Annotated in this window: 16 protein-coding genes; 8 read left to right on the forward strand and 8 right to left on the reverse strand. The window is 56.5% G+C overall.

Annotated elements, in window-relative coordinates:
- The first annotated feature begins 73 nt into the window (after positions 1 to 73).
- On the forward strand, positions 74 to 1564 hold the full coding sequence (locus tag YBN1229_RS10945; RefSeq protein WP_046479253.1) for a helicase HerA-like domain-containing protein: 1491 nt from the start codon (positions 74 to 76) through the stop codon (positions 1562 to 1564).
- Between the two features lie 20 nt (positions 1565 to 1584).
- Here the strand turns inward: YBN1229_RS10945 and YBN1229_RS10950 are convergent, their stop codons facing one another.
- Both YBN1229_RS10950 and YBN1229_RS10955 read right to left on the reverse strand, forming a co-directional pair.
- Complete coding sequence (locus tag YBN1229_RS10950) at positions 1585 to 2820, reverse strand: patatin-like phospholipase family protein (protein WP_244464949.1); 1236 nt, start codon at positions 2818 to 2820, stop codon at positions 1585 to 1587.
- Between the two features lie 379 nt (positions 2821 to 3199).
- Complete coding sequence (locus YBN1229_RS10955; protein ID WP_046479252.1) at positions 3200 to 3793, reverse strand: superoxide dismutase; 594 nt, start codon at positions 3791 to 3793, stop codon at positions 3200 to 3202.
- Between the two features lie 1033 nt (positions 3794 to 4826).
- Here YBN1229_RS10955 and YBN1229_RS10960 point away from each other — a divergent pair.
- The 3 genes from YBN1229_RS10960 (at position 4827) to groL (ending at position 7669) form a co-directional block, all read left to right on the forward strand.
- Positions 4827 to 5210, forward strand: coding sequence for an H-NS family nucleoid-associated regulatory protein (locus YBN1229_RS10960; protein WP_244464948.1), 384 nt, complete (start codon positions 4827 to 4829; stop codon positions 5208 to 5210).
- 453 nt (positions 5211 to 5663) lie between these two features.
- Complete coding sequence (locus tag YBN1229_RS10965) at positions 5664 to 5978, forward strand: co-chaperone GroES (protein ID WP_046480694.1); 315 nt, start codon at positions 5664 to 5666, stop codon at positions 5976 to 5978.
- 56 nt (positions 5979 to 6034) lie between these two features.
- Entirely contained in the window at positions 6035 to 7669 is a 1635-nt protein-coding gene (gene groL / locus YBN1229_RS10970) for a chaperonin GroEL (protein WP_046479251.1), read from the forward strand.
- 76 nt (positions 7670 to 7745) lie between these two features.
- Here groL and YBN1229_RS10975 read toward each other — a convergent pair whose 3' ends face one another.
- The 3 genes from YBN1229_RS10975 to YBN1229_RS10985 are packed head-to-tail and all read right to left on the reverse strand — an operon-like array spanning position 7746 to position 9992.
- Entirely contained in the window at positions 7746 to 9029 is a 1284-nt protein-coding gene (locus tag YBN1229_RS10975; RefSeq protein WP_046480693.1) for a CCA tRNA nucleotidyltransferase, read from the reverse strand.
- 10 nt (positions 9030 to 9039) lie between these two features.
- Positions 9040 to 9327: a DUF6111 family protein gene (locus YBN1229_RS10980; RefSeq protein WP_046479250.1), complete on the reverse strand. Its 288-nt coding sequence runs from the start codon at positions 9325 to 9327 to the stop codon at positions 9040 to 9042.
- Positions 9324 to 9992 carry a CoA pyrophosphatase gene (locus tag YBN1229_RS10985; protein WP_046480692.1) on the reverse strand — a complete coding sequence of 223 codons (669 nt, stop codon included), beginning with the start codon at positions 9990 to 9992 and terminating at the stop codon, positions 9324 to 9326. Before YBN1229_RS10985 ends, YBN1229_RS10980 begins: the two co-directional genes overlap by 4 nt.
- A gap of 284 nt (positions 9993 to 10276) precedes the next feature.
- Between YBN1229_RS10985 and YBN1229_RS10990 the strand changes: the two genes are divergently transcribed.
- Complete coding sequence (locus YBN1229_RS10990) at positions 10277 to 11494, forward strand: hypothetical protein (RefSeq protein ID WP_152025027.1); 1218 nt, start codon at positions 10277 to 10279, stop codon at positions 11492 to 11494.
- Positions 11495 to 11738: 244 nt separating this feature from the next.
- On the opposite strand, the gene YBN1229_RS10995 is transcribed toward YBN1229_RS10990, so the two are convergent.
- Both YBN1229_RS10995 and hemF read right to left on the reverse strand, forming a co-directional pair.
- Positions 11739 to 12521: a DUF2147 domain-containing protein gene (locus tag YBN1229_RS10995; RefSeq protein ID WP_052743871.1), complete on the reverse strand. Its 783-nt coding sequence runs from the start codon at positions 12519 to 12521 to the stop codon at positions 11739 to 11741.
- A gap of 228 nt (positions 12522 to 12749) precedes the next feature.
- Entirely contained in the window at positions 12750 to 13652 is a 903-nt protein-coding gene (gene hemF, locus YBN1229_RS11000; protein WP_046479249.1) for an oxygen-dependent coproporphyrinogen oxidase, read from the reverse strand.
- A gap of 244 nt (positions 13653 to 13896) precedes the next feature.
- Between hemF and YBN1229_RS11005 the strand changes: the two genes are divergently transcribed.
- On the forward strand, positions 13897 to 15747 hold the full coding sequence (locus tag YBN1229_RS11005) for an ABC transporter ATP-binding protein (RefSeq protein WP_152025026.1): 1851 nt from the start codon (positions 13897 to 13899) through the stop codon (positions 15745 to 15747).
- Positions 15748 to 15767: 20 nt separating this feature from the next.
- Here YBN1229_RS11005 and YBN1229_RS11010 read toward each other — a convergent pair whose 3' ends face one another.
- The gene (locus YBN1229_RS11010; protein ID WP_287958987.1) at positions 15768 to 16253 is read right to left on the reverse strand and encodes a tRNA (cytidine(34)-2'-O)-methyltransferase; all 486 of its coding nucleotides are present in this window, start codon (positions 16251 to 16253) and stop codon (positions 15768 to 15770) included.
- Positions 16254 to 16590: 337 nt separating this feature from the next.
- Between YBN1229_RS11010 and petA the strand changes: the two genes are divergently transcribed.
- The gene (gene petA, locus YBN1229_RS11015) at positions 16591 to 17163 is read left to right on the forward strand and encodes a ubiquinol-cytochrome c reductase iron-sulfur subunit (protein ID WP_046479248.1); all 573 of its coding nucleotides are present in this window, start codon (positions 16591 to 16593) and stop codon (positions 17161 to 17163) included.
- Positions 17164 to 17181: 18 nt separating this feature from the next.
- The gene (locus tag YBN1229_RS11020; RefSeq protein WP_046479247.1) at positions 17182 to 18480 is read left to right on the forward strand and encodes a cytochrome b; all 1299 of its coding nucleotides are present in this window, start codon (positions 17182 to 17184) and stop codon (positions 18478 to 18480) included.
- Positions 18481 to 18506: the final 26 nt, after the last annotated feature.

Consider the following 18506-nt stretch of genomic DNA (forward strand, 5'->3'; position numbering starts at 1 on the left):
GTGCATAGAGGTCAGATCTGTCCGTAAGCTGAGTCGCTTCGATACCGTCACTAATCCCGCGAGGTCATGAACAATGAGCCAATCGGTTCTCCAGGATGGCAAGATCTATCTCGGAACCAGCGTTAAGCCCGAGTATCTCGATCTCAAATTGGCGAACCGCCACGGCTTGATTACTGGAGCGACGGGTACCGGTAAAACGGTGACCTTGCAGGTGTTGGCCGAAGGCTTCTCCAAGAATGGCGTCCCTGTTTTCGCTGCCGATATCAAGGGCGACTTATCTGGCATAGCAAAAGCCGGTGAGCCGAAGGATTTCATTGTCAAACGCAATGAAAAGATCGGCCTGACGGAATACCAGAATCAAGCCTATCCCACCGTTTTTTGGGATGTCTTCGGCAAATCGGGGCATCCGATCCGCACGACCATCCTAGACATGGGGCCGCTGCTTCTCTCGCGCATGCTGGAACTCAATGAAGTCCAGGAAGGCGTCCTCAATGTCGCGTTCCGTGTCGCTGAAGAAGAGAAACTTCCTCTGCTCGATCTGAAAGATTTGCGCGCGCAGATACACAACATCGGCGAGCGCGGCAAAGAGCTCTCGATGAAGTACGGGAACGTTGCGACCGCATCGATCGGTGCGATCCAGAGGCGTCTGCTGGTTTTGGAGGAGCAAGGGGCCGACCAATTTTTCGGCGAACCGGCGCTCGATATAAACGACTTCATGCGCGTCAGCATGGATGGTCGCGGTATAGTGAATTTGCTGGCTGCAGATCAGCTCATGCAAAAGCCCCGGCTTTACGGCACGTTCCTGCTGTGGATGCTGACGAAACTCTGGCAGACGCTGCCGGAAGTTGGCGATCAGCCGAAGCCCAAGCTGGTTTTCTTTTTCGACGAAGCGCATCTGCTGTTTGATGAAGCTCCAAAACCCCTTCTCCAGCGCATTGAGCAAGTCGCGCGTCTCATTCGTTCGAAGGGCGTCGGCGTTTACTTCATTACGCAAAACCCGCTCGACGTCCCTGACAGCGTTTCTTCGCAGCTCGGCAACCGCATTCAGCATCAGTTGCGCGCGTTCACTCCTAAGGAACAGCGGGCAGTCAAGACAGCGGCAGAAACCTTCAGGCCAAACCCGGACATCGATACCGAGCGCACGATCCTTGATCTCGGCATCGGTGAAGCGCTCGTTTCGATGCTTGAAAATAAGGGCGAACCGTCAATGGTGCAGCGGACATTGATCCGTCCGCCGGAAGGTCAGATTGGCCCACTCACAGACGAGGAACGCGCAACGCTCATGAAGCGTAGTCCCGTCGACGGCAAATATGATGAGGCGGTTGATCGCGAAAGCGCCCATGAGATCTTGGCGAAGCGTGCTGAAGAGCTCGCGGCCAAGGAGGCTGAACTGCAAAAACAGGCGAACTCCGGAGGCACAGGCAGCTGGCTGGGGAACGTCATTTTCGGTCGCGGCCCACGCGGTGGTAAGTCGCTTGGTGAACAAGCCGTCAGCTATGCAAGCAAGTCGATCATGCGTCGGCTCGTAAATACGCTGGTGCGCTCGATCATGCGAGGGCGCTGACCCGATCGAGAATAAAGTTCTTAATTCTGCGCAATTGTATCCGGTGGCTGTTTAAGCCACCGGTTTCCGGCTTTGCCGACCTTGTAGCCTTCGTCAAATAATGCGCGCTGATAGACCGGGTCGAAGAACTGCTCGGACTGCACCTCGAACTCGCGGGGTACCGCAATGAAATTGAAATCGGCGCCAGCGTCCTTAGCCATGCGGTAGATGCGGTAGATCTCGCCTTGGCTTTGGCTCTTGATAAGAGTCGAGATTGCCCGAGAAGCAATCGGTATCGTTTGCGAGCGGATCACCTTCTGTTCGGGGTCGATTTTGGCATTGTTGACGATGTAGATGCGGCGCACGGGAGGCTTCTTGTAAAGTCTGTCAAAGGCTCGGAAAGGCACTTTAACCGGTGAGACGAAAATCTCCTGCGTCGTACCGCCATCAACATGCATCTCCGAATAGATTTTGCCGTCGACCTGCACTTTGATATCGACCGGCGGAAATGCCCCGGGAATGGCGGCTGAGGCGAGAATGACGTCTCTGAAAAGATGCAGGGCGTTTGGGTGCTTGCTGGCGGCAATTTCACCCATGTTCCAAACCACCGGGCGCTGGGCGTCGAGGTTCGTCGTGCCCACGAGCAGGATACGCCCCCTGCGCTGATATTCGTGCGCGATTTCTCGCATCATCCGATGGTCGACGTAGCGTGCAATGAGTGCCTTGAGCGGCGCGGTATCTGCAAGCGCCGGGCCGCCAAGAAGGCCGGGCAGAATCTGCGCGGTCGCGATCTGCGAGGTCTTGTAGCCGGTCCAGATCTCTTCGAGGTCTTTGTCGTATTGCGGGCCCAGAAAGGCGAACGGTGCAATGATCGCACCGGCGCTTATACCCGTGACGACTTCAAATTCCGGGCGATCCCCTCGCGCCGTCCAGCCGGCAAGCAGGCCAGCGCCGAATGCTCCGTCACCGCCACCACCCGACAATGCGAGGATATCGACGACAGGACGTTCCTTCAGCTTCACCGATGCGAGTGAAAAACCGGGCATATTGGGCAGGCGTCGTTTGACTTCCGCACCGATATCCGCGGGAACTTCATCACCCCAGAAGCGGACGCCTGGTAGTCCGGCTACGACAGCTTGCCGGGCTAAGCGCGCATCATCGATGCCATCGCGCAAATCAAGCGTAGCGCAGCCGCCCGCGGCGGCCGCGATTGCCATCATCAGCAGCGCGACGCCGATAGCTCGCCAAAGCGGCACGACATACAATCGATCTGGCAAGAGCACGCCCCCAAGACATGCAATCCCCGTTACAAACTGAACTCGTTTCACAACCTCGTGCCGAGCGCAGCCAGCTTCCAAGCCCCTCAAGAACTCAACGCAGCCGTTTTGTTCTTTTTGCTTCGTAAGCCAATGATCTATGGCTTAAAGCCAAGCTTCCGTCGAGAGTTTGGCAGCATCATCTGTCAGAAATTCGATGCTAAAGATCTTTGGTGCTCAAATATTGGGCAGAACTTCGCAGCCTTCCTACAACTAAACGGTATATCCAACGCCTCTGCCGTGCCGAAACTGAAATGGCGTGGATCTCTCTCGAGAGAGAAAAACCCACGCCATCAAATGAGTGTCAGTCAGCCTTATCCAGGGCCGAAAAATCTATGCGTCACCCCATGAGGGATTCGACGTGCTCCCAATTGACGAGATTGTCGAAGAAAGCCTCAAGGTACTTCGGACGCGCGTTGCGATAGTCGATGTAGTAGCTGTGTTCCCAGACATCGCAGCCCAACAGGGGCTGGGCGCCATGCATCAGCGGGTTTTCGCCATTCGGCGTCTTGCTGACGATGAGCTTTCCGTCTTTTAGAGCCAACCAGCACCAGCCCGACCCAAATTGACCTTTACCGGCCTCAATGAACTCGTGACGTACCTTTTCAAGGCCGCCGAATTCGTCGACGAGGCTTTGCAGTTTGCCCGGCAATTTGCTGCCGCCGCCGTTGGGCTTCATCCATTGCCAGAAATGAATGTGATTATAGTGCTGGCCGATTTGGTTAACGACCGCTTGGTCGCCATCAGCGAAGGCTTTGCGGCAGATATCTTCGACGCTCATGCCGTCGTACTTTGAACCCTTGCCGGCGATCTCATTCCCCTTGTCGACGTAGGCTTGGTGGTGCTTGTCATGATGGAACTGAAGGGTTTCTGCCGACATGTATGGCTGAAGCGCATCGTACGCGTAAGGCAGAGCGGGCAAGGAAAACGACATTAGTAGGCCTCCGGGGCTTGGTCGGTCATTCCGATAGGTGATTTGCGCGCAGACCGTATATCTTTGGACGCGCGGGTGCAACGCGCCGTGCTGCGCCAAGTTCCGAGCTGCAGCAACCGCAAATTCTCGAAATACGTACAAATGAAAAAGCCGGAAGTCTGACTTTAGTCCTGTATGACGCACGTGTGCTTGTGCACCAGACAGCATCAGCAAGAGATTGTCGGCCGGGGAATCCGTTCAGCGAGATTTTGGCGTCGCTACAGCTGCCGGTCTGCAACGTGAAGTCATTATGAGATTTTAGGGTCTAGGATAGAAAGCGCCTATAACGCGAAGACTGACAAACGAGAAGTGCGGGATATTGCAGTTGGCCTTCGTAAATGCGGGCCAACAGTCGAGCTTAAAGTTTAGAATGATTGAAATTGACGACGTGACATGAGAGAGCAAAAGACCGCATATTCCGCGTCCGGTTGTCGCAATGCCTGTAATTGAGAAATTTAGGCGTTACGAATAGGCGCTTGAACTGAGCTGGAATTTTAAGATCAGAGAGAAGAAGAGGTGGGGATGCAGCGACCCTGAGCACTGCACCCCCTGATCACGCCGGGGAAGATGGGCTTCAGGGTTTGGCCAACATAGGTGTCGCTCTCTGAACGCTCCCTGTTTGACTTGTTCATCTACCATTCATCGACTGGTGTTCGCGCCTGATGGGGCGCCGTGATCTCCGCCCTCTGAAAACTCTTCGAACCCGGACTTGAGAACATAAAGAATATTGTTGGATTGAGATGAAGTAGCAAATAGCCAAACTCAAAAAATGAAATAAACAAGTTGCGAGTAGTGGTGAGCACTTATAGTTTCGAGTTGACGGCTGCTCTGGCATACGATAACTCGCTATTTGCCAGACCTTGATTGAAGAAATTCATTAAGAAGAGAATTTCTAATTCCAGGTGAGATCAAAAACACAATAGAATCTGCGCTATTGTTAATGGTTAATTCACGCAGCTGGCGCAAGACCTAGAATGGAAACTGGAACACAGATGTGGGTTTGATCGATATGGCGAGACAGCGCGCAGTGACCAAGAAGGGGAAAGCACCTAAGATGGCCAACGTCAATCTGGCTAAAATGTCTCTGAAGGAACTCATCGCGCTTCAGAGTGATGTGGAACAAGCGATTTTGGCCGCGCGTCAACGCGAGCGTCAGGAAATCCTAGCCAAGATGGAAGAGCTGGCACAAGACGCTGGTTTTTCTATCAACGAGCTCGTCGGTGGCAAAGGGCGTGGCAAAGGAAAAGCGTCGATCTCGGCAGCCAAATACGTAAATCCCGATAATCGTTCGGAAACTTGGACGGGGCGCGGCCGTAAGCCAAATTGGCTCGTCGCGAAGCTGAATAAGGGTTCAAAGCTCGAAGATTTCGCGCTTTGAGAGGAATGATGGGTTCTATTCGAATCTAATATGTTCATTTCAACAATGCCGGCCGCGACAAGCGGCCGGCATTGTTTTTTGACGTAACGACCTTTTGATAAATGCCGGCCTCCCGGTGCAGGTACCCGCCAACGCTAAAACAGGCCGAGAGCCACGCCAACAGTGTGGCGTGAGCAGTGGTCGCCCCACAGGAAAAGTCAGTTTCAGAACGCGGCGGCTTCGGAACCGTAGGATCCCAGACGGCAGGCCTGAAGACGTTGTAGGCGGTTGAATTTGCCTTAGCACTCTCCCCTTGACAGTGCTAATCCAGCTCGCCATATCGCTGGCGCGGCGCGTGAGAACCTCAATTTCGTATTGCGTGGCATTGACGGTTCACGAAGCGTCGTGATCGAGCCTGATTTCAAAGGCCGCGATCAATACGCAAACATTGAACCGTACAATGAGGTTATCGCCATGAAGTTTCGTCCTCTTCATGATCGGGTCCTGGTTCGTCGAATTGACGAAGAAGCCAGAACCTCCGGCGGCATTATCATTCCCGACACAGCGAAAGAAAAACCACAGCACGGCGAGATTGTTGCTGTCGGCCCCGGATCGCGCGGTGACGACAACAAAGTAGTTTCGCTCGACGTCAAGGTCGGAGATCGCATTCTGTTCGGCAAATGGTCTGGCACTGAGGTCAAGATCGGAGGCGAGGAGCTTCTGATCATGAAAGAAAATGACATTCTTGGCGTGCTCGAGGGGCCGGCAGCGGCAAAGCAGGCCGCCTGATCGATCTCCAAGCATCCATCATTTTACACTCGCGACAATTTTAGGAGTGGTTCAAAATGGCAGCGAAAGACGTAAAGTTTTCGCAGGACGCGCGCGAAAAGATGCTCCGCGGCGTCGATATCCTGGCAAATGCGGTGAAGGTGACGCTCGGTCCGAAAGGACGGAACGTCGTAATGGAAAAGTCATTTGGTGCGCCGCGTATCAGTAAGGATGGCGTAACGGTCGCCAAAGAAATCGAACTTGAAGACAAGTTTGAGAACATGGGCGCGCAAATGTTGCGCGAAGTCGCTTCAAAGACGGCAGATCTCGCCGGTGATGGGACGACCACTGCGACCGTTCTGGCCCAGGCAATTGTCCGGGAGGGTGTAAAGTCGGTTACGGCCGGCGCAAATCCCATGGACATCAAGCGCGGCATTGATGCCGCGGTAGCAGCCGTTGTTGCGGAACTTGCGCAGAAGGCCAAGCAAGTCACGCTGAACGAAGAGATTGCCCAGGTCGGCACGATTTCGGCGAATGGCGATTCAGAAGTGGGCCGTATTATCGCCGAAGCAATGAAGAAAGTCGGCAATGAAGGCGTGATAACCGTCGAAGAGGCGAAAAGTCTCGAAACCGAGTTGGATATCGTCGAGGGGATGCAATTCGACCGCGGGTATCTCTCCCCCTATTTCATCACCAATGCGGAAAAGATGATCGTCGAGTTTGAGAATCCATTGATCCTCATCCACGAAGCAAAGCTCTCAGGTCTTCAGGCAATGCTGCCTGTCCTCGAAGCTGTTGCGCAATCCGCCAGGCCGCTTCTGATCATCGCTGAAGACGTTGAGGGCGAAGGCTTGGCGACACTGGTCGTCAACAAGCTACGCGGTGGCCTGAAGGTTGCCGCCGTCAAGGCTCCGGGCTTTGGCGACCGCCGCAAAGCGATGCTAGCCGATATCGCCGTTTTGACGGGTGGCACCGTCATCTCCGAGGATGTCGGCATCAAGCTCGAAAACGTGACGCTCGACATGTTGGGAACCGCCAAACGCGTCACGGTCGACAAGGACAGCACGACGATCGTGGACGGTGGTGGCAGCGCGGCCGACCTCGAAGCCCGGTGCCGTCAGATCAAAGCCCAGATCGAGGAAACGACGTCCGACTATGATCGCGAGAAACTGCAGGAGCGGTTAGCCAAGCTCTCGGGCGGTGTCGCGGTGATCAAGGTCGGTGGCGCTACCGAGATGGAAGTTAGAGAGCGCAAGGACCGCGTCGACGACGCATTACACGCCACACGTGCGGCCGTTGAGGAAGGTCTTGTCCCTGGCGGCGGCGTTGCACTCTTGCGCGCTGCTACCGTGCTTGACCGGTTGACGCCTGAAAACGAGGATCAAAAGACCGGTATGAATATCGTTCGCAAGGCTCTGCAGGCGCCCGCGCGACAGATCTTCACCAATGCGGGTGAAGATGGATCCGTTATCATCGGCAAGATCCTGGAAAACGACGCCTATAGTTTTGGCTATAACGCCCAACTGCATGGCTACGGAGACCTCATTCAGACGGGGGTCGTCGATCCGGCCAAGGTTGTCCGGTGCGCCCTGCAGGATGCAGCCTCCGTGGCAGGCCTCCTCGTCACCACCGAGGTGATGATCGCCGAACATCCGAAGGAGGAGCCCGCAGCAGGTCCAATGCCCGGCGGCATGGGCGGGATGGGCTTCTAACCCGTCTCCGTCATACTATTTGAGAAGGGCCGGCATTAAGCCGGCCCTTATGTTTTAAGTTTCTCAATCTGTTGACTCAGGCATTCGCAATGTAGGGCCTTGCGACTGTTGCGAGGTGATGATGAAGCTGCGCGTCATCATCCGGAAAATCGGCGGCGATCCACCAGTCCTGAAATTGCCGCAGGACGATACCGACGTTGGGTCCAGGGGGCACGCCGAGCGCGACAACGTCGGAACCTTTGAAAGGCACCTCCGGAACATTCCACGTCGAGAGTTCATGGAAGCGTACGTGCCAAGCTTCATCGGCCGCACCGGCTGCGGATCGAGCCCATGTCATAATGTATGCTCGTTGGAATGCATCGAGTGAGAGCCGGAAGCGGCAGGCTTTCGCACGCGCAAGATTAGCTTCGGGCCCAAGGGCTGGATCTGTCAGCACAGCGGCTTCAAGTTGGCCGCGCTCTAAATTGGAGAGCCTTAGGCGGTCAGCCAAGGCATTGGCCTCGTCCAATGTGGAACAGGCGAGCGCCGCCAAACGCAGGATAGCATCGGGACTTCGCTCTAAGGCGCGTTCGATCTCGGCGACATGTGAGAGAGAAGCGACGTCGCCCTTTCGGCCGAAAACGATTTCGCCGATTCCCGAGCGAACAATGACATCGACAACGGGCAACACGCCAACAGCAACCAGCAAACGCAAAATCTCAGAGCGGACGCGTTCTCCCGATAAGCGCGTCAGCCCATCTCGCTCGGCGATACATGCTGCCAGCCCTTCGCCGTCGCAATCGCCGATGCCGTACGTCGCTTGAAAACGGAAGAATCGCAGAATGCGCAAATAATCTTCTCGGATGCGCGCGACGGGATCCCCAATGAAACGTACGCGCCGTGCGAGGAGGTCTGCGTAGCCGCCGACAGGATCATAAACTTGTCCCTTACGATCGCAGTAGAGCGCGTTGAGGGTGAAGTCGCGTCTACGGGCGTCTTCCTCCCATTCGGTTGTGAACGCGACGGTTGCGTGACGGCCGAATGTTTCCACATCACGCCGGAGCGTCGTGACTTCGAAGGGCACGTGGCTGGAGATAACTGTAATTGTTCCGTGTGCTGCACCCGTCGCGATGCCTTTGAGACCTGCAGCCTGGACCAGCCGCATCACGTGGTCGGGTTCGGCCGTCGTAGCAATATCGACGTCATGGATTGGTTCACCTAACAGGGCATTGCGCACAACGCCGCCAACGGCGCGCGCCGAATATCCTCCTCTCTCAAGGGCGTCGAACACTGCTTGAATTCCGGCCGAGTTCAACCAGTCAGCGCCAGCAAGGTTGGGCAGACCAGCGTCGGAGTTCGGCCGATCTCGATCACCCTGCATTTTTGCGCCTTCATCCACCTGAGGACTGTTCGTCTCGTTTGATATGGCCGGGAACGATTTTACCGCCTTCAAAAACGGGAGGTTGGTAGGCTTCGCCCGGACGTCCGCCGGAAGTGCTTCCGAATATTGCGAGAACGGCGATAGCCAGAACGACGCCAGCCACGAAGAGCCACATGAACGGCGCGTCATTGATCTTCTGCTTTGCACCCTTTGAGCCGACCGTTAGGAAGATATATGCCACGTAGAAGAGGGTCGGCAGCAAAAGCAGCAGAATATTCTCGATAACGACGCGGATCATGAGTCCGTGAGCCTCTTATGCAAGTTTTTGATAATGCCCGCGGTGGCGCCCCAGATATATCGCTCGCCGTAGGTCATCGCATAAAAATGCTTCTGCCGGCCGCGGGATATTCTCGAGTGGCGCTGGTGATTGGCAACATCCAGCAAAAAGGGCAGTGGAACTTCAAAAATGTCCGTCACCTCGCCGGGATCAGCTTTGAGCGTATAGCCGGGCTTGATCAGAGCGACGAGCGGACTGATAACGTATCCCGACCCCGTACGATACCAGTCTAGAAAGCCCACAGGCTCGATGAAGCGCGGATCGAGACCGATTTCTTCATCAGCCTCCCGCATGGCCGCCGCGGCCGGTCCGGCGTCACGTTCTTCGAGTTTGCCGCCTGGAAAAGAGATCTGTCCGGCGTGATTCGGCAGGTGGTCACTCCGTACGGTGAGCAACACACTCAGAGGCGTCGTGGCGAGAATAGGTATGAGAACAGCAGCAGGTTTGGGGGGAAGGATCTGCGCTGGGTCCGGCAAGATACCGGGATTGAGATCGTAATCGCCCAAGCTGGCAGGCTTCGCGGTCGAATCTTCATCGATTGACGGGGGATCGCGAAAAAGCACCCGCTCCGCGAGTTGGCGAAAATTGTCCGCAGCAGTGAATGAATCCGCCGTACTGGTGCTCATGCGTTCTCCGAGGATCGGCCCACTTTCGATGATGGTAGCCACCCTTTCTAAATTCCTCAGCAAGACCTTGGGAGTAGATATCGCTCCGTAGGCGACCAACTTACGTGCCGCCCCCCGAACAAGCAATGAAACTGGACCTTTGCAAGGACTTTGCCCCATTTTACGCACATGCAACAGGCAAAGCGGTGAGCGACGCTAACGAGCAAGCGGGCATCGTGTGGGAAAGTGGCTCGCCTACGGGTGGCGTGAAACTTAGTACTCTAAAAAAAGATATGGGATCCACGATGATAGTCAAAAAACGCTGCATGGCAGCCTCGATGCTGCTGGGCGCGCTGCTGTTGACCGGAAGCGTACAGGTTCCCGAGGCGCACGCGAGAGGGAGCGCCTCCGAATTTGCTACACAGTTATCAGCGGACGATCGCCGCCAATTTGAAGAGTACTACAAGGCGTGGACGTTTCATCAGGCGGAAAAAGATGCCTTTTGGGACCAGGTGGAATCTAAGCGCAGTGCGCGCCGAAAAAAGATTCGCCGGGGCGACCTCGTCAGGAAGTCGGATTACGTGACTGGTTATCCGCCCGAGTTCGAAGGACCCAACCTCAGCAAACGTTTGGCGGCCGCTTGGGCGAAATTCCTGGCGGGTGACGAAAAAAAGCCAGAGCGTCCGCGTGACGAATTGCCGGGTATCAATGACTACTTGGCCGCCGCAAAACGCCACTATGGATTTGTTCCCGAGCGCATTTCCGAACGCGAATTCAAACTACGCTACGCACGAGAAGCCCTGCGGTTAGGGCTTTCCAAGGATCAGGTCGTGCGTGTTTACGCGTTGGAGACCGGTGGCATCGGTACCGCCGACATGCAAGCTGGGATCCACCCTTTGAGAAAAACAGGCCGCCCCATTTCTTCGGCCCTCGGCTATGCCCAGCTACTCAGTGCGAATTCGGTAGACGAGCTCGTCAAGCATGGCGCTGACTTCGTCGCCCGTTTGGAACGGATGTCCCGCAGTCACGAGGTGAGTGCTGAACGAAGCCAAAATCTTCAAAAGAAGGCCAGCATATTACGCAGGATGCTCAAAAAGGCGAAAAGCATCCCGCATGTCTGGTCGAGACACCAAGCGTTCGCCAAAACGGGGCACGGAATGGGTATTCACCCCATCAATTTGGATGGGGACATTGGACCGTGGCTGCAGGTCATCAAACTCAAAGGTATCAAGGAATTTGCCGAACGAAAGAATCGCTACAATCTGGATCCGACGGAACTTGAGCTGATGAACTTGGCTGGTCCAGGCACTGGTGTTGAGATGATGACCTCTGTGGGGCTGCGTATGCCCACGGTCAATTTCTTTTCTCGCCGCGGTTATGAGCGCAATTCGATCGTGCGTGGGAGAACGTCGGCTGAGCTTTTGAAAGCCTTGGAAGATCGCATGAACCACAACGTCAAAAACTCGGGCGCTGTCGAGTTCGCTGAGGTTTTTGACATGCTGACTGCCGAGGCACGCCGCTAGAAGGTGCGGTACGGCGACAAGCTGGATCATCGCAGTTTAAGGGGATCGCGTTCTGGCGGTCCCCTTATTTTTTGGGGGAAATAAGCGGCCGCAAAGCCAGACGGTAATGGGGTTCTATTGTGGCTTCGTCCAAATAGATTTGAGCGTAGAAATAAAAGGTCGTGAGCTAATAAACAAAGCGCGCGCCAACGGGAAAAGAGGCCGGCAATAAATTGTGCCAGCCTCAACGTCTCACGCGATGGCGTTATTTCTTGCCGCAGGTGGAAGCGCCAAACAACGCGAAGAATGGTGCACGGAGGCCGCAGTCATTGTCATTCAATGCAGCGTCTGCACGCGTGTCGGGGGATGTGCCGGTCTCAGCTGCTGAGGCAACCCGTGTGCTGACCACGACGATGTCGTCCGTTCCTCTTCCAAGCCCCATGGCTTGAGGTAACGGACGTGGTCGCTGTGCCAGCGTGGGTGCAGGTGCGACAATTGCGGGCTCGCTCATAGCAGCGACAACAAGTGGCTTGCGTTGAGGGGCTGGGGCGTCACGCGGCCCTGTCCAGACAGGTTCTTTCTTCGGGGCCACCTTCGGAGTTGCACTCGCCGTGATGACTTCGGCTGCGGGCTTGTCGCAACGTTCGATATTATTTGGTGCGCGACGCCAAATCATCGTTTTGCTGAAGAACTTGCTACCGGAATAGCCGATAACCTTCATGGTAGAACGATTGACCGGCTCTAGCGCGACACTGTACTTCGTGCCGTCGTCGGGGCTGGCGATCCAGCCGTTGTCCCATCCGGAAGCAACCTCAACGACGTCGCCCATGAGCTGACGTCCGCAGCCGTGACGGTCCTTGCGATCGCGAACCCAGACGACATAGCCGCAAAGCCGCGCGCCGCACTCGCGTACTTCGACGGCACCGCGACCTTCTTCATCTACCCACACGCCGAGCGGTGCACCGGCGCTGTAAGCTGGAACTGAGGCTAGACCACCAGTTGCGGCACATAGTGTTACCAGTGCCAGTTTCTGCGCTGAAAACTTCACGAGTAGCCCCTTACTAGAACTTCAAACCTGGGGTTGTGAGCTTCGGCAGGGTCCCCCCGTGCCTGTTCTCCGAGAGAATTGAAAGAGCCTCGCGAAAAGCGTTTGCTTTCAATACATTCTCTCAAGCCATCTTTCATCATGACACGAGATTGTTAAGAACTTTATGTGGCGGCCGTAGGTCGAAGGCGGGAAAAATTGCGGCAAATGGTTCACATTCGCCGCTCTTCGTTAAGGCCATTTAACCATAGGCGGCATGGACGACAGGATCGACGGCACGTTGCCCCCGGTCTTCAGCCCGAACAGCGTGCCGCGGTCATAGAGCAAATTAAACTCTACGTAGCGTCCGCGGCGGATCAGTTGCTCATCCCGATGGGCCTCAGTCCAGTCCGTCGCAAAGTTGCGGCGCACCAATTCGGGATAGATATTGAGGAACGCACGACCGACACTCTGAGTGAAGGCGAAGGCGGCATCCCATCCCCCGTCCTCCTCAGACGGCGTCAGATAATCGTAAAAGATCCCGCCGATACCACGCATCTCCTGACGGTGAGGCAGGAAGAAGTACTCATCGCACCAGGATTTGAAGCGGTCGTAGTCGGCGACCTTGTGCCCCTCGCAAGCCGAGCGCATGGCTTCATGGAAAGCAACCGTGTCCGGATCTTCTTGCGTGCGGCGCGCCTCGAGCACCGGGGTAAGGTCAGCGCCGCCGCCGAACCACCATTTGCTCGTCGTCACCATGCGGGTGTTCATGTGAACCGCAGGCACATGTGGATTTTGCATGTGCGCAATAAGTGAGATGCCTGACGCCCAAAAACGCGGATCCTCCGCTGCGCCTGGAATCTGTTTGGCGAATTCTGGCGCGAAGCTGCCGTGGACGGTTGACGTGTGCACGCCCACCTTTTCGAACACGCGACCAGACATCATGCCCATAACGCCACCGCCGCCGGCTTCGCCAGTCGTTTGATCGGTGCGTGTCCAGGGTTCGAGCGAGAACTTACCGGCCGGTCTTAGCGACAGCGGCAGTCCTTTCGGCAGTTCCTCTTCAAGTTGCTCGAATGCCGCGCAGATATCGTCGCGTAGCTTCTCGAACCATTCCCTCGCCTTTTCCTGGCGTCCCGTAAGCTGCGTTGTCATCGATCGATCTGCACCATTCTCGCGTTATCCCTTTGGCTACTATTGTTTAATCCGCCATCATCTTGACTATGTGAGGCGATAGCTACTTTGACGCGGATCAAATCTCATAAGACGCGCCGACGGCTTCCGGCTGCGCCCTGCAATCCAACCGAGCTGACCCTTTCTGCGCGTGTTATATCGCGCTGGGCACTTCGCGTCGGCGTGCGGGGGCGTTTCTGCCGATCCGGCGCGAGGAGCCCTTGAAATGTTTACTCGCATCTTTGAATGGCTGGAGTCGAGCCGGGACCCGTTTCCTGGCGGGGCTGCTCAGATGCCACCCGACAAACTCGTGCCATTCATTATCCACTATACACGCCCGTTCTGGCCGCTCCTGCTCGCGTCCTCGATCCTCGGCGGTGCAATTGCTTTGATTGAGGTTTCGCTGTTTGCGGTCCTCGGTGGCCTCGTGAATTGGCTGTCCAGCTCGGATCCTCAGGCATTTTTTGCGGAGCACGGCTCGCGCCTTGTGATGCTTGGGGGCCTTGTCCTGATCGTTCTGCCGCTGCTCAAGTTCTTTTACGAAGCTTGTGTGCACCAGGGATTGATGGGCAACTTTGCAATGCGCACGCGTTGGCAAGCGCATCGCTATGTATTGCGCCAGTCGCTTGGGTTTTTCCAGGACGATTTCGCAGGCCGCGTCGCCACGAAAATCATGCAAACGTCGGTCTCTGTCCGCCAGGTCGTCATGATCATGGCAGAGGTTCTGGTTTATGTGTCGGTCTACTTCGTCGGTGCGGTCATCGCATTCGCCGCGACGGACCTGCGGCTGGCCGCACCTATGTTGCTCTGGCTGGTCGGCTATATCGCCGCCGTTCGCTACTTCATCCCGCGATTGCGGGAAATTTCCGCGGAGCAGGCTGACGCACGCTCGGTGATGACGGGGCGCGTTGTCGACAGCTACACCAATATCCAAACCGTCAAGATGTTCGCCCATGCCGAGCGCGAGGACCACTATGCGCGTGACAGCATGGACACCTTCCTGAGCACGGTGCACCGTCAGATGCGCCTGGTCACGTTGCTCACGGTTGCCCTTAACCTGCTCAACGCATTCCTTTTGTTCTCTGTCGCTGCTTTGGCGATCTGGCTGTGGTCCATCTCGGCGGTGACGACCGGTGCGATTGCATTGACTGTCGGGCTCGTTCTGCGGCTTCAAGGCATGTCGCACTGGATCATGTGGGAGATCGCAGGCCTATTCGAGAATATCGGCGTGGTTCAGGATGGTATTTCCACCCTCTCACGCGAGCGAACCGTTGTCGACGAACTGGGGGCACGTCCCCTCCGCGTCGATCACGGAGCCATCGAGTTCCAGAATGTCGGCTTCCACTATGGGAAGAAGGGCGGAGTCATTCAGGACCTCTCGCTCAAGATCCGGCCCGGAGAGAAGATCGGTATCGTCGGTCGCTCCGGTGCGGGCAAGTCGACACTCGTCAGTTTGTTGCTGCGCTTCTACGACCTGGAGAAAGGCAGCATTCTAATCGACGGTCAGGATATCGCGAGGGTCAGCCAGGAGAGTCTCCGATCCGCCATTGGAATGGTCACGCAGGACACCTCGTTGCTGCACCGTTCGGTGCATGACAACATTGTGTACGGCCGTCCCGAGGCCACGCGCGAAGATGCAATCGCGGCCGCCAAACAGGCTCACGCGCATGATTTCATCGTGGGCCTAGTCGATATGAAAGGGCGCAGGGGCTATGATGCCCACGTCGGCGAACGTGGCGTGAAGCTGTCAGGCGGCCAACGCCAGCGCATCGCCATCGCGCGCGTACTTTTGAAGAATGCTCCGGTCTTGATCCTCGACGAAGCGACCAGCGCACTCGATTCCGAGGTGGAAGCTGCAATTCAGGACAGCTTAGCGAGCCTGATGAGCGGAAAAACTGTGATCGCCATCGCTCACCGGCTATCGACGATTGCCGCGATGGACCGGCTTGTCGTGATGGACTCCGGTGCCATCGTCGAAGAAGGAACGCACGACGAGCTCATCAAAAGTGGTGGGCTTTATGCTGAACTTTGGGCCCGCCAGTCGGGCGGGTTCCTCGCCCGTGAAGCTGCGGAGTAAGTTGCGAGGTGGGGCCGGACTCAGTCAGTGGCCCCACTTCTGACAGCCTCGACCGGCAGTTGTCCGGTTTGACGTAGCGCTTCGCCGAGGACCATCGCCCCGGCGACGGCGACATTGAGAGATCGCATTCCCGGTTGCATCGGAATCCGCACTGATAGGTCGGCCTGAGCATGGACTTCGCGCGGAACTCCCACGCTTTCCCGGCCTAAAAGTAAAATATCAGTGGGCGCAAAGGCAGCTTCAGCGTATCGCTGCGCCGCAGCAGTCGTGAGTAGAACAAGCCGGCACCCCTGTTGCTGCCTCCAGGTGTCGAAAGCCGCGAAGCTTTCGTGGCGATGCATGTCGAGATGCGTCAGATAGTCGAGGCCGGCGCGCTTTAAGGCTTTGTCGCTCAAGCTGAAACCGGCAGGTTCTATGATGTCGATAGGCACACCGAGGCATACCCCGAGGCGCAGGATGGTGCCGGTGTTCTGAGGAATATCCGGCTGATAAAGCGCAATGCGCATCGCACAATCCATGTTGGTGCAATAGACGATAAACTGAAGGCGACGCCCCGTTACCGGTCGCATGCGCCAAATTGCCCTGTTAGCTCCGACTAGTGCAGCCTTGAGGCAACAACGAAAGGATGCCAAAAGGTCGCGTACATATTTGCGCCGTTCTGGCGCTGATCTGAATCCTGCGCAAACGGGGCGCCGGGCCAAGGGCGGAACACCTTCTCTCTGGCTCAATCGCTGGCGCCATTCTACTTCAGTACCGCGGACGCGACCCGCTCGCAGGGGTTCGATGACTATCTTTATGCGTTGCGCTTGATGCCGCAACGGTCCGAGCTCGAGGGAGGCATGTGTGGCAACTGATGTAGAAGATCCCCAACGTAGGGACTTTCTGATAATCGCGGGCAACGCTTTTGCGGCTGTCGGCGCCGCTTCCTTGATATGGCCGTTCGTCCAGCAGATGAACCCGGACGCAGGCGCAAAGGCTCTGGCTTCGATCGAGGTTGACCTTTCGCCGATCAAGGTCGGGCAGGCCATCACGGTTATGTGGCGCGGTAAGCCGGTCTTCATCCGTCACCGTACCCAGGAAGAGATCGACGCGGCGAAGAAGGTTCCGCTCACCGATCTTCCCGACGAAGCGGCACGCAACGACAACATTGCTGCCGATGCAGCGGCGACCGACGAAAATCGTACGCTGCAGGGCCACGAGAACTGGCTAGTAATGGTCGGTATCTGCACGCACCTTGGCTGCATTCCCAAGGGCCAGTCGCTTTCTGATACAAAGGGGGACTTCGGCGGTTGGTTCTGCCCCTGCCATGGTTCGCACTACGACACCGCTGGCCGCATCCGCAAAGGACCTGCGCCGCGCAACCTCGAAGTGCCGACGTACGACTTCGTCTCAGACACAAAAATCAAGATCGGGTAAGGGAGCCTATAGAGCGCCATGGCTCAACACGAATCGACCTACGTGCCCAAATCCGCAACTGCTCGCTGGTGGGATGAGCGGTTGCCACTGATGCGGCTCCTTCACGATTCCTTCGTGGATTATCCGACGCCGCGCAATCTCAATTATCTGTGGACCTTCGGCGGGATCCTGTCGTTCTGCCTCGTGGCGCAGATCCTGACGGGCATTGTGCTTGCAATGCACTACCAGCCGAGCGCTGCGGAAGCTTTTAACTCGGTCGAGCACATCCGTCGGAACGTCAACTACGGCTGGATGATCCGCAACTTCCACGCGGTTGGTGCCTCGATGTTCTTCATCGCGGTTTATATCCATATCTTCCGCGGTCTCTACTACGGATCCTACAAGGCTCCGCGTGAGATCCTATGGATCCTCGGCGTTCTCATCTTCCTTGTGATGATGGCGACCGCATTCATGGGCTACGCGCTCCCCTGGGGTCAGATGAGCTTCTGGGGTGTGACGGTCATCACCAACCTGTTCTCGTCTCTGGATGGCATCTTCCCAGGGCTAGGCACGGCGATTGTGGAGTGGCTATGGGGCGGGTATGCCGTAACCGGCACGACGCTCAATCGCTTCTTCTCACTGCACTATCTTCTGCCGTTCGTAATCGCTGGCCTCGTCGTCTTGCACGTCTGGGCTCTGCACGTCGCAGGACAGAACAATCCGACGGGCTTGGATATCAAGACCAAGTCGGATTCAGTGCCGATGCACCCTTATGCAACGTCCAAAGACCTGCTTTGGATGTTTATCTTCCTGATTATGTTCGCTTGGTTTGTGTTCTTCCTGCCGGACTACCTTGGGCACGCGGATAACTACATAGAGGCGAACCCGCTGGTGACGCCGCCGCACATCGTGCCGGAGTGGTACTTCCTGCCCTTCTACGCGATCCTTCGCGCCATTCCCGACAAGCTCGGCGGCGTAATCGCGATGTTCGCAGCGATCGCTATCCTGGTCTTCATCCCCTGGCTCGACACCTCGCGTGTCCGCTCGACGAAGTACCGGCCGATTTACAAGTGGTTCTTCTGGCTGTTCGCATTCTCTTGCCTCGCGTTGGGCTATCTGGGATCGAAGCCGGCGGAAGGCGTCTACGTCTTCTGGGCGCGGATCTTCACCTTCTACTACTTCGCGCACTTCCTGCTGGTAATGCCCATCGTCGGCATCCTCGAAACACCCAAGAAACTGCCGCGTTCGATCACTGACGCTGTGCTCGGCGGCAAAGGGGACGGTTCAGGTGGCGCAGCCAAGCCCAAGGGTGCTGCTGCTGCACCAGAAAGCCGATAGGACGGGGGACGAAGACAAGATGAAAA

The organism is Candidatus Filomicrobium marinum (genome assembly GCF_000981545.1).
Lineage (GTDB): Bacteria > Pseudomonadota > Alphaproteobacteria > Rhizobiales > Hyphomicrobiaceae > Filomicrobium > Filomicrobium insigne.